Below are 11,835 nucleotides of genomic sequence, written 5' to 3'. Positions count from 1 at the left end.
GGCCGGTTTCTGGTGCGATCTACCACGGGGGAGCCGGTTCAATCCTGGTCGGTCTCCAGCAGCAGGGCATCGTCCACTTCGGAGATCTCCAGCGCTGCCTCGCTGTCCAGGTCAATGGCCAGGTAGCTGTGCTCCACCTGCAGGAAGCGCTGAAACAGCGACCAGTCTACGGTTTCGGGCCACTGGCGCTCGTCCTCCTCCCAGGCGCGAAGCTCGGTCTCGAGGATCTCCAGGTAGCGTTCACGAACGAAGGCTTCTAGCGCTTCGGGCGTATCCATCTCGGGGATCAGGTAGACGGTGCTCTCGCGCTCGACGTCGGCCAGGGCGATGTCGTCATCCCCCATCGTCGGCTCAAGGGCGTTGATCCAGTCCACGAAATGCTGGGTCGGGCGGACGCTCAGGGCAGAGCGGTTGAGCAGCTTCATGGCGGTCTCCTCGACGTCGAAACGACGACCATTATGGGCGCTGGCCGCGACGTTTACCAATGCTTCCGCCGGGGGGCGAAGAGAAGCCCGGGGCTTTACCGGGGGCAGGCCTTCGAGGAGGCGCTGTGAACCCATCCCTGGGCGCTACCGACGCCATCCCTGGCGTAGGACCTCCTCTTCGGCCTCCCCGGCGCCCCTCGCTCAGCCACCTCTCCCAGCGGAAGGAGGCAAGCAAAGGCTAGGCTAGGCGCAGCCCCTTCATTCCCCTTCAGGACGCATGGCCGGGAACAGCAGCACGTCGCGTATGGAGGCGCTGTCGGTCAGCAGCATCACCAGGCGGTCGATGCCGATACCCTCGCCGGCGGTGGGCGGCATGCCGTACTCCAGGGCGCGCACATAGTCGGCGTCGTAGTACATCGCCTCCAGGTCGCCGGCCTCCTTCTCTGCCGCCTGGGCGCGGAAGCGCTCGGCCTGGTCCTCGGCGTCGTTGAGCTCCGAGAAGCCGTTGGCGATCTCGCGGCCGCCGACGAAGAACTCGAAGCGCTCGGTCACGAAGGGGTCGCTGTCCTTGCGGCGCGCCAGGGGGCTCACCTCGGTGGGGTACTCGGTGATGAAGGTGGGCTGCTTGAGGCGGTGCTCCACGGTCTTCTCGAAGATCTCGATCTGGACCTTGCCCAGACCCCAGCCGTCCTTGACCTCGATATCCAGGCGCTCGGCGATCTGGCGGGCAGCCGTCTCGTCGGCCAGCGCCTCGGCGTGGATATCCGAGTTGTACTCGAGGATGGCATCGAACACCGTGATCCGCTTGAGCGGGCTGCCGAAGTCGTACTCGAAGGTCTCCAGCACCTCTCCCTCGCTGTTGCGCACGGTATTGACCACCGTGGTGGAACCCAGCACTCGGCGAGTCACGCTGCGCAGCATCTCCTCGGTGAGGTCCATCAGGTCGTGGTGGTTCGCATGGGCCTGGTAGAACTCGACCATGGTGAACTCGGGATTGTGGCGCGTGGAGAGGCCTTCGTTGCGGAAGTTGCGGTTGATCTCGAAGACCTTCTCGAAGCCGCCCACCACCAGGCGCTTGAGATAGAGCTCAGGCGCGATGCGCAGGTACATATCGATGTCCAGCGCATTGTGGTGGGTGACGAAGGGGCGCGCGGTGGCGCCGCCGGGGATCGGCTGCAGCATGGGGGTCTCCACCTCCATGAAGCCGCGCTCCTCGAAGAAACGGCGCATGGCGCTGATCACCCCGGCCCGGGTCTCGAACACCTGGCGCGAGTCGGGGTTCATGATCAGGTCGACGTAGCGCTGACGATAGCGCGCCTCCATGTCGGTGAGGCCGTGGAACTTGTCAGGCAGCGGGCGCAGGCTCTTGGTCAGCAGCTTGGCCTCTTCCATCATCACGTAGAGATCGCCCTTGCCGGACTTGTGGACCGGACCGCGGGCCGCGACGATATCGCCGATGTCCCAGCCCTTGATGTCCTCCAGCACCTCGCTCGGCAGCCCCTTCTTGTCGACGTAGAGCTGAATCACCCCGCTGGGGTCCTGGATCACCAGGAAGGGGCCGCGCTTGCGCATGATGCGCCCCGAGACCGCCGCCCGACGACTGAGCGCCTCCAGTTCGGCCTTCTCCTTGTCGCCCAGCTCATCGATCAGCGCCGCGGCCAGGCTGTCGCGCCGGAAATCGTTGGGAAAGGCGCTCTCGCCGCGCTCGGCGGCCTGCTCCCGGCGCGCGGCCAGCTTGGCGCGCCGCTCGGCGATCAGCCGGTTCTCGTCGGTCTGGGCGCCGTTCTGTGAGGGGCTGTTTAGTGAAGGGCTGTCCGGTGAGGAGCTCTCGTTGGCCATTTCGCTACCTAATTGGAAATCTGTGATAAGGAAACTGGGACACACCTGCCGCCATAGCCGCGCGAGTCTGGTGGGAGGCCGGCTCTGCCGGGCGAAGGGAGGCCGAAGGCCTCCCCGCTACGCGGTTCCAGGCGGGTGACTATAGGCCCTGCTTAAGGCTGGCGACGATAAACTGGTCCAGATCACCATCCAGCACCTTGTCGCAGCTGCTGGTCTGCACGCCGGTGCGCAGGTCCTTGATGCGCTGGTCATCCAGCACGTAGGAGCGGATCTGGCTGCCCCAGCCGATATCGGCCTTGGACTCCTCCGCCTCCTGCTTGGCGGCGTTGCGCTTCTGCATCTCGTGCTCCCACAGCTTCGCCTTGAGCTGCTTCATGGCGAAGTCGCGGTTGGCGTGCTGGCTGCGCTGGCTCTGGCAGGCCACCACGATACCGGTGGGCTCGTGGGTGATACGCACCGCCGAGTCGGTGGTGTTGACGTGCTGGCCGCCGGCGCCGCTGGAGCGGTAGGTATCGACGCGCAGGTCCGCCGGGTTGATCTCCACCTCGAAGCTGTCGTCCACCTCTGGCGACAGGAACACCGAGGCGAAGGAGGTGTGGCGCCGACCCCCGGAGTCGAAGGGGCTCTTGCGCACCAGACGATGCACCCCGGTCTCGGTGCGCAGCCAGCCGAAGGCGTAATCGCCCTGGACGTGGATGGTCGCCGACTTGATGCCCGCCACCTCGCCGGCGGAGGCTTCGATGATCTCGGCCTTGAAGCCGTGATGCTCCGCCCAGCGCAGGTACATGCGCAGCAGCATGTTGGCCCAGTCCTGGGCCTCGGTGCCGCCGGAGCCGGCCTGAATGTCCAGGTAGGCGTTGTTGGCGTCCATTTCGCCGGCGAACATGCGCCGGAACTCGAGCTTCTCGAGGCTGCCCTGCAGGCCCTCGAGCTCCTTCTGGACCTCGGCGACGGTGGCCTCGTCCTCCTCCATCTCGGCCAGCTCCAGCAGGTCCCGGCTGTCGCCAAGCCCCTGGTCGAGCTCATCGATGGTGGCCACGATCTGCTCCAGGGAGGCGCGCTCCTTGCCCAGCTTCTGGGCATAGTCCGGGTCGCTCCAGACGTCGGGGTCTTCCAGCTCGCGGGTGACTTCCTCTAGCCGATCCTTGCGTTCGGCATAGTCAAAGATACCCCCTCAGGACGTCTGTCCGCTCGGACAGGTCCTTGATGAGGTTGTGAACGGGGTTGGTTTCCAGCATGGGGCTCATCCGAGTCAGCAATGGAAAAACGACTGCCGTGGCGAAGCGTCTCGCCTGCGCCCGGCAGCGGGGAAAAGTCGCCTATTGTACCGAACCTGCGGCCGCCCCGCATCCGCCACAGCCCCAGACGTAGGGCAATCACACGACAACAATGACTGTCGCCAAGGGGTGATTCCTACGGTGGGAGGCCGCTTCAGCGGGCGAAGTAGCGCGCAGCGCTGCCAGAGAATAGGCGCCTGACGGCACCTTCGCGCGGCAAAGCCGCCCTCCCACCTGTCACCCTTGCCAATCAGAAGCCGCTCGATGAGAAAACGATGCATCATGCGATCACCCTGGCCCCAGACGCAGGGAACCCGGCCGAGGCCGGGTTCCCGTATCGCGCTGGCTGTCGGCCGTCTAGAAGCGGTAGGTCAGCTGGGCGCCGAAGCCGTGGGCCTCGTTCTTGTAGTCGGCGGAGTAGGTGGCGCCGCCAACGCCTTCGAGCAGGTCATCACGCTCCTGGCTGACGAAGGTGCTGCGCTCGGAGAGGTAGGAGTAGGCGAAGTCCAGGGTCAGGTCGTCGGTGGGGCTCCAGCCGGCGCCGATGGAGAAGATGCGACGATCGTCAGATGGAATCCGTACGCTGCGGAACTCGTCATTGGTCGGCGTGGTGTCGATGGTCACACCGGCCCGCAGGGCCAGCTGAGGATTCAGCTGGTACTCTCCCCCAACAGAGTAGGCCCAGGCGTTGGAGTAGTTCTGGGTTTCCTGGGTAATGGTGTCGCCCTGGCTGCCGGTGACCAGGATCTGGTCGAAGCGGCTCCAGCGCGCCCAGGAGGCCCCCAGCATCAGCTTGAGGTTGTCGCTCATCTGCTGGGTCACCGAGAAGTTGACGGTTTCCGGCGTGGTCAGATCCAGGTTGGCATCGTCTGCACGCACCACGTTGCCCATCGGGTCGAAGGCGCGGAAATCACCGGTGAGCGTGTAGGAGACCTTGGAACGGTAGGTCAGGCCCAAGGTGGTTTCCGGCACCGGCTGGAAGATCACACCGAGATTGTAGCCCCAGCCATCGTCATCGCCATCCACCCGCGAGTCGACATCGGCGGATGGGTTAAAGAGGGCTCTGTGGGCAGCTGGCGACGCAGCTCGCCCTCGACCCGGTTGTAGGTCACCCCGGCCCCAATGGCCCACTGATCGTTGAAACGGTAGGAGACGGTAGGCTGGGCACTGATGACGCGCACCTCCGTGTAATCGCCGAAGTAGCGACCCTGGAAATCGTTCTCGTAGTCGGTCTTGGCGCCGAAGGGAGCATAGACGCCAAAACCGAAGGCCAGCCGCTCGTTGACCGGCTGCGCATAGAAGGCGAAGGGCACCAGGGTACCGGGCACCATATCCCCGTCATTGCCGCCCGGCACATCGCCCACCGGCACCTGCATGCCCACGGGAGCACCGCCCTGAGCAACGCCGGCATCCAGGGTCCGCTGCGCCTGGACGTTCTTGATATCGCTATTGACGTTCAGGTAGGTCCCACCGGCGGTCACCTGGGCGCGGTCGAGAAACGACATGCCGGCCGGGTTGCCGAACACGATGGTGGCATCGTTGACGTTGGAGCTGCGCCCGGCGTGGCCATAGCCCTGGCCGCTGACGCTCTGCTCGTTGATCTGATAGCCGCCGGCATTGGCCTGGCTGGCGAAAGCGGCGGCGGCAATGGCCACTGCCCAGCTGAGCTTGTTGAACTTATTGTGCATGGGTCTCGACGTCCTCTTCCTGAAGCGTGCTGGAGCTGTTTATGTGGTGCGCCCTCGCCGGGACGCTGGTGTACTGCCCCCCGTTTTCGCCCATCAGCGCGCCAGGATCAAGGGCAAACGTTCGTTTTAATACGATAAATGCTAATACTTTGGTATTAAGACCTCTCGGACTCATGAACTTTCATGACCTTAGGCAATACACCGGCGACTTCCCCAGCCGCGGCTAGTGGCCCTTGACCTTTGTGTTACCCATAGGTTTTACACTGGCAGGCATGACCCATTACCCCGAGCCCCGATCATGAAGGTGAGCGAATTGGCCAGACAGGCCGGCGTCACTGGGGAGACCGTGCGCCACTACACCCGCGAGGGACTGCTGCATCCGCGCCGCCACCCCGACAACGGCTACCAGCTCTACGACCGCACCGACCTGGAGCGCCTGCGCTTTATCCAACGCGCCCGCACCCTGGGCTTCGGCGTAGCGGAGATCCGCGACATCCTCGATCACGCCGACCAGGGCGACTCGCCCTGCCCCTGGTCCGTGACCTGCTGGCCAGTCGGCTGCCCGAGATTCGCGAGCGAATCCGCGAACTCGAGGCCCTGGCCGAACGCATGGAGCAGGCCCTGGACGCCTGGGCCGAGATGCCGGACGGCACGCCGGACGGCCATAGCCTGTGCCGGTTGATCGAGAGCTTCCCCGAACCGCTAAGCCGCGACCACGCGGTCAAGGAGACCCGATGAGCGCCCCACAGACACGGGAACGGACGGTCCCGGGCATGAGCTGCCAGGGCTGCGTCAAGCGCATGCGCGAGGCGATCCAGGCCCGAGACCCGGACGCCGAGGTGATCGGCACCCCGCCCGACAAACACCTGGACGTCACCACCACGCTCGACGACGACGCCCTGGACCAGGCCCTGGTCGATGCCGGCTATCCGCCCGGCGCGCTCGACGAGACGGCTAGCGAAGACGAGAACGCCGCCGACGAGCCGGCGTCCGCGGCCGAGACGTCGGTCTCCACGGCCACCGACGAGGCGCGCGCCATGACCCGTCGGCTCGCCATCCACGGCATGACCTGCGCCAGCTGCGTCAAGAGCGTGCAGCAGGCGCTGGCGCGCACGCCGGGCGTGGTCAGCGCGGAGGTCAACTTTGGCAGCCGCAGCGCCCAGGTGCGCGGCAGCGCCGGCGAGGCCGAGCTGATCGGCGCGGTCGAGTCGGTGGGCTACGAAGCGGAGCCGATCCTCGATCTGCGCCAGGCAGAGGAGGCCCGCACCGCCCGGGACGCCGAGACCTATCGGCACCGCCTGCGCGGCAGCGCCTGGTCGCTGGCACTCGCCGTGCCGCTGATGGCCAGCATGTTCTTCTATCATCCGCATCCGGTGGGCGCGGGCAGGCTCTTCTGGCTGGTGATCGGCTTGTTGACGCTGGCAGTACTGGTGGGCCCCGGCCGCCACTTCTTCATCAACGCCTGGAAGAACTTCCAGCATCGCCAGGCCAATATGGACACCCTGATCGCCATGGGCACCGGCACCGCCTGGGTCTACTCCATGGCGGTGGTGGCCTTCGCTCCCTGGCTGCCCCAGGTGGCCCACGGCATCTACTTCGAGGCCTCGGCGATGATCATCGGACTGGTGCTGCTGGGCAACGCCCTGGAGCTGCGCGCCCGGGGCCGCACCAGCGAGGCGCTCAAGCGCCTGCTGGACCTGCAGAGCCGCACCGCCCGGGTGATCCGCGACGGCGAGGAGCGCGAGCTCGATATCGACGCGGTGCGCCAGGGCGACCATATCCGCGTGCGCCCCGGCGAGCGCCTCCCGGTGGACGGCGAAGTGACCGAGGGGCAGAGCCATATCGACGAGTCCATGCTCACCGGCGAGCCGCTGCCGGTGGCCAGGGGGCCGGCGACGAGGTGAGCGCCGGCACCGTCAACGGCAAGGGCTCGCTGGTCTACCGGGCGACCCGCGTCGGCGCCGACACCAAGCTCGGCCGCATCACCGAGCAGGTGGCCAGCGCCCAGAACTCCCGGCCGCCCATCGGGGAGCTGGCCGACAAGGTCTCCAGCATCTTCGTGCCCACGGTGATGATCATCGCCGTACTCACGGCGCTTGTCTGGTTCAACGTCGGCGCCGAGCCCCGGGTAATCCACATGCTGGTGACCGCCACCACGGTACTGATCATCGCCTGCCCCTGCGCCCTGGGGCTGGCCACCCCGATCTCCACCATGATCGGCGTGGGCAAGGCCGCCGAGCACGGCGTGCTGGTCAGAACCGGCGAGGCGCTGCAGGTGGCCAGCAAGCTCACCACCCTGGTGGTGGACAAGACCGGCACCCTCACCGAGGGCAAGCCCAGCGTGACGGAAGCCGAGGTGCTCGATGGCGACAAGCCGACCGTGCTGGGCCTGGTGGCGGCGCTGGAGCGCGGCTCCGAGCACCCCCTGGCAGCCGCCCTGCTCGCCTACTGCGAAGAACAGGCGGAAGAGGCCGGCGCCGAGGCCGCCGAGATCCGGAACTTCGAGAGCGTCACCGGCGGCGGCGTGAAGGCCGAGACGGCCGACGGCAAGCCGCTGCTGCTGGGCAACGCCCGGCTGCTGAAGGACGCCGGCGTCGACCTGGCCAGCGGCCAAGAGAAGGCCGACGAGCTGGAAGTCCAGGCGCGCACCGCCGTCTATCTCGCCGTGGACGGAAAGCTTGCCGCCCTCTTCGGCATCAGCGACCCGCTTCGCCACGATACCGTCGCGGCGGTCAGGCGCCTGCAGGCGGACGGTCTCAAGGTGGTGATGCTCACCGGCGACAACGAGCACACCGCCGCGGCCATCGCTCGGGAGGTGGGCATCGACGACTTCCGCGCGGGCCTGCTGCCGGAGGACGAGCACGCCGAGATCGAACGCCTGCAGCAGGCGGGCGAGAAGGTCGGCATGGTGGGCGACGGCATCGATGACGCCCCGGCACTGGCCCGGGCCGACGTGGGCTTCGCCATCGGCCAGGGCACCGACGTGGCCATCGAGAGCGCCGGCATCACCCTGATGCGCGGCTCGCTCCACGGTATTGCCGACGCCATCGAGATTAGCCGGGCGACCCTGACCAATATCAAGCAGAACCTGGTGGGCGCCTTCGGCTACAACACGCTTTGCATCCCCATCGCCGCCGGTGTGCTCTACCCGATCACCGGCATGCTGCTCTCGCCGATGATCGCCGGCGTGGCCATGTCGCTGTCATCGATCACGGTGGTCAGCAACGCCAACCGCCTGCGCCTGATGAAGACCCGCGGCAGCCGCGAACACGCCGCCCCGGGCACTCAGGGCACCCAGGGCGCGAAAGAGGAGGTCGCCGTATGAGCTGGATCGTCAATCTCACCGGGCTGATCCTGATCGCCGCCATCGTCTGGTGGTTTTGGGGGCCCGCCTAGGGGTGGCCGACTAGGTGGGCCCGCCTAGGGGTGGCCGACTAGGTGGGGCCGCCCACCGGCGGCCCGGCGCCGACAGCTGCTAGGCTGATAGCAGATGGCAAGGAGGAGAGGCGACCATGCCCAAGCTCAACGGTATTCTGGAAACCGCGCTCTACGTCGAGGACATGGATCGGGCGCGGGTCTTCTTCGAAGGCGTGATGGGGCTTGAGCCCTTTAACGCCGACCACCGCTTTACCGCCTATGACGCCGGGGCGGGCACCGTGCTGCTGCTGTTTCTGCAGGGGGAGACGCTGGAAACCGTGGTGCTGCCCGACGACATGGGCACCATTCCGCCCCACGACGGCAAGGGCCGCGTGCATATGGCCTTGGCCATTCCGGCCCGGGAGCTGGCGGCCTGGGAGCGCCAGCTAGAGGATCACGGCATCGCCATCGAAGGGCGCACCCACTGGCCCCGCGGCGGTGAGAGCCTGTATTTCCGCGACCCCGATGGCCATCTGCTGGAGCTGGCGACGCCCGGCGTCTGGCCCAATTATTAAGAAACCCCCATATAGCGACCGGGCTTGTGATTGAGGGCAATGATCAGGTTAAGCGCCACGGCCCCCAGCACCGAGAGCCCGACCCGATCAGCGGGTAGCACCAGGAAAGCGGCCAGCATGATCAGCCCGTCGATGCCGAGCTGCACGTAGCCCGCGCGAAGCCCGTAGCGGTCCTGCAGGTATAGCGAGAGAATATTGATGCCGCCGAGGCTGGTGCGGTGGCGAAACAGCACCAGCATGCCGATGCCGATCAGGCTGCCGCCCATCAGGGAGGCGTAGAGCGGATTGAGGCTCTCGATCACGAGCCACTTGCCGGTTAGCTCGGAGAACAGCGATACCAGGGCGATGGCCACGAAGGTGCGCAGCGTGAACGACCAGCCCATTCGCTTGATCGCCAGATAGTAGAACGGCAGGTTGATCAGAAAGAACCACACCCCGAAGCGCCAGCCGGTGGCGTACTGCAGCAGGAAGGCCATCCCCGCGGTGCTGCCGGTCAGCAGCAGCGCCTGGCTATAGAGCGTCACGCCGAGGGCCACGAACAGCGTCCCCACCAGCATGGCCATGACGTCTTCATAATGGCGGTGGGGGTCGGTGGGCAGGTCCTGAGGGTCCATGGGAGGTCCTTGTATGTCGATAGCTGGGGAGCGGAAAGGGCGCAAGTTTACACCCTCCCGGCCCGGGCTGGGTTGATCGACCTCAGGCCGGCCAGCCGCTGCCGCTCATCCCGGCTCGGCGTGCTCCACCATCAGCTGCAGCGACTCCTGGCCACGCCAGCGATTGCGATTGAGCCGATAGGCGCAGCGCAGCCGGTCGCCCAGGCCGAACGCCGGCAGCTCCCCCGGGGTCAGCGCCCGAAACCAGATCGCCCGGTGGGCCACCGCCCCCATGGCGAGTTCCAGCATCAGATGGGTGCCGTCGGCGCCCACCGGGCGCAGTCGCTCCACTAGGAACTCCCCCTGGAAGAGCGGCGCCTCGAACTCGCGACCGAAGGGCCCCAGAGCCTCCAGCTCCCCCAGGGTCGCCAGGCTGAGCGCCTCCGGGGCCAGGTCGCCATCGGTCAGGATCCTGGGGTAGAGCTCGGCCCCACCCAGCTGCTCCGCCACCGCCTGCAGGAAGGCCGCGCGAAACTCGTCCAGCCGGTCCGCCGGCACGCCCACGCCGGCCGCCCCGCGATGCCCGCCGAAGCGCGGCAGCGCCTGGGGGGCCAGCTCGAAGGTGCGCTGCAGGGCATCGCGCAGGTGCAGCCCCTCGATGGAGCGGCCCGAGCCGGTGAGCATGCCGGGTGCCGCCGCCGGGGTCAGCACCAGGGCCGGCCGACCGAAGGCCTGTACCAGGCGTGAGGCCACGATCCCCTGTACGCCGGGATGGCCGCTCCCCAGATAGACCACCACGGCGGGCTCATCGGCGGCCAGGGCCGGCGCGGCCAGAGCCCGCGCCTCTTCGGCCATATCGGCCTCGATCGCCTTGCGCGACTGGTTGTCCCGATCCAGCACGTCGAGGTAGCGGCTTGCCACATGATCCTGCTCGGCGAGCATGAAGTGCAGCGCCGCATAGGGATCGTCGAGCCGTGAGCGGGCGTTGATCCGCGGCCCCATCTGGAAGCCCAGGGTCTCGGCGTCGAAGGGCACGCTGTCCGCCCCGAGACGCGCCGCCATGGCGCGCCAGCAGGCGGCCTCCATGCGATTGATCAGCGCCAGGCCGTGGGTCACCACCGCCCGGTTGGCGGGGCTGCCGCCCAACGAGACGCAGTCGGCCACGGTGCCCAGCGCCACGTAGGAGAGCCAGGGGAGAGCTTGGGGGTGGCCTCGGGCAGCGCGCCCCACTCTATCAGCACGCTGCGGGCCAGCGACATGGTCAGCCAGGCCACCATGCAGCCGGCGATGGTGGGGTCGGGATAGTCGCAGTCGTCCCGGGTGGGATTGACCACGGCATGGGCCGAGGGCGGCGGCCCTTCCACCGGCAGGGCGTGGTGGTCGCTGACCACCACGTCGATGCCTGCCTCGGCCAGCCGAGCGATGCGCGGCTCGTCGCTGCTGCCGCAGTCGGCGGTGATCACCAGGCTCGGCCGCGGCGAGAGGGCCAGGGTGCGCTCCACCAGCGGCAGGCTGATGCCGTAACCGTCATGGATGCGGTGGCCGATCAGGCTGTGCAGCTTCGCCTCCGGCACGCCGAACAGCTCCACCAGGGTGCGCCGGATCACCACATGGGAGGTGATGCCGTCTACGTCGTAGTCGGTGAGGATGCCGATATGCTCGTCCTCGGTCACCGCCCGGGCGATGCGCTCGGCGGCGCGGCGGCCGTCGGCCAGTTTCTCGGGGTGGGCCAGGTGGCGCAGGCTGGGCGAGACCAGGGGCGCGAGCTCCCCCTCGAAGCCCGCCAGGCGCCCGGCCAGCACCCGTGCCTGGAGCTCGGTGAGCCCCTCCCGCTGGGCGCGGGCATAGAGGGCGGCGTCCCGGGGCCGCGGCAGGATGCGCGGCCTCAGGCGCTCGCTCAAATCGATGGGATCGCTTACGGCGTTCAAGCCTGACTCCTGTGGTTCGCACTCATTGGCACGATGACGTCTTGCCGACATGAAGAGCGAGGGGCGCCGGGACAGGCCGAAGAGGGGGTCCTATGCCTGGGATGAGAAGCACTGCTTCGAACGGGCTGGCCATGGATGGCCAGCACCGGTCCT

General features: G+C 67.3%; 5 protein-coding genes and 4 pseudogenes. 3 read left to right on the top strand and 6 right to left on the bottom strand.

Features of this window, described 5'->3' with window-relative positions; translation table 11 throughout:
- Positions 1 to 38: 38 nt before the first annotated feature.
- The 4 genes and pseudogenes from ACSJDS_RS04250 to ACSJDS_RS04235 all read right to left on the bottom strand — a co-directional run bounded on the left by ACSJDS_RS04250 (position 39) and on the right by ACSJDS_RS04235 (position 5,229).
- Positions 39 to 425: a hypothetical protein gene (locus tag ACSJDS_RS04250; protein ID WP_473032221.1), complete on the bottom strand. Its 387-nt coding sequence runs from the start codon at positions 423 to 425 to the stop codon at positions 39 to 41.
- A gap of 258 nt (positions 426 to 683) precedes the next feature.
- On the bottom strand, positions 684 to 2,264 hold the full coding sequence (gene lysS / locus ACSJDS_RS04245) for a lysine--tRNA ligase (RefSeq protein ID WP_473032220.1): 1,581 nt from the start codon (positions 2,262 to 2,264) through the stop codon (positions 684 to 686).
- Between the two features lie 139 nt (positions 2,265 to 2,403).
- Positions 2,404 to 3,502 (bottom strand): peptide chain release factor 2 gene (prfB, locus tag ACSJDS_RS04240; RefSeq protein ID WP_473032219.1). Its coding sequence is split into 2 segments (ribosomal slippage): positions 2,404 to 3,426 and positions 3,428 to 3,502, totalling 1,098 coding nucleotides; the frame shifts between segments, so codons are not numbered across the junction.
- Between the two features lie 396 nt (positions 3,503 to 3,898).
- Positions 3,899 to 5,229, bottom strand: a pseudogene (locus ACSJDS_RS04235) (OmpP1/FadL family transporter).
- A 298-nt stretch (positions 5,230 to 5,527) separates the two neighbouring features.
- Here ACSJDS_RS04235 and ACSJDS_RS04230 point away from each other — a divergent pair.
- From ACSJDS_RS04230 to ACSJDS_RS04220, 3 genes and pseudogenes are all read left to right on the top strand, one after another.
- Positions 5,528 to 5,967, top strand: a pseudogene (locus ACSJDS_RS04230) (MerR family transcriptional regulator).
- Positions 5,964 to 8,554: pseudogene (locus ACSJDS_RS04225) on the top strand (heavy metal translocating P-type ATPase). Before ACSJDS_RS04230 ends, ACSJDS_RS04225 begins: the two co-directional pseudogenes overlap by 4 nt.
- A gap of 187 nt (positions 8,555 to 8,741) precedes the next feature.
- Positions 8,742 to 9,161, top strand: coding sequence for a VOC family protein (locus tag ACSJDS_RS04220; RefSeq protein WP_473032218.1), 420 nt, complete (start codon positions 8,742 to 8,744; stop codon positions 9,159 to 9,161).
- Here the strand turns inward: ACSJDS_RS04220 and ACSJDS_RS04215 are convergent.
- Together ACSJDS_RS04215 and ACSJDS_RS04210 are read right to left on the bottom strand one after the other, a co-directional pair.
- Positions 9,158 to 9,775, bottom strand: coding sequence for a YitT family protein (locus ACSJDS_RS04215; protein WP_473032217.1), 618 nt, complete (start codon positions 9,773 to 9,775; stop codon positions 9,158 to 9,160). The genes ACSJDS_RS04220 and ACSJDS_RS04215 overlap by 4 nt on opposite strands.
- Before the next feature lie 105 nt (positions 9,776 to 9,880).
- Positions 9,881 to 11,655, bottom strand: a pseudogene (locus ACSJDS_RS04210) (single-stranded-DNA-specific exonuclease RecJ).
- Between the last annotated feature and the right edge of the window lie 180 nt (positions 11,656 to 11,835).

The sequence above is a fragment of the Halomonas sp. SL18_1 genome, assembly GCF_055755715.1.
Note: the sequence above shows the minus strand (reverse complement) of the source record. Positions and strands in the feature narration are given on the sequence as shown.

Excerpts from the sequence above, each read along its gene's own strand:
- ACSJDS_RS04250 (WP_473032221.1), bottom strand. The coding sequence starts at position 425 with ATGAAGCTGCTCAACCGCTCTGCCCTGAGCGTCCGCCCGACCCAGCAT.
- ACSJDS_RS04215 (WP_473032217.1), bottom strand. The coding sequence starts at position 9,775 with ATGGACCCTCAGGACCTGCCCACCGACCCCCACCGCCATTATGAAGAC.
- lysS (WP_473032220.1), bottom strand. The coding sequence starts at position 2,264 with ATGGCCAACGAGAGCTCCTCACCGGACAGCCCTTCACTAAACAGCCCC.
- ACSJDS_RS04220 (WP_473032218.1), top strand. The coding sequence starts at position 8,742 with ATGCCCAAGCTCAACGGTATTCTGGAAACCGCGCTCTACGTCGAGGAC.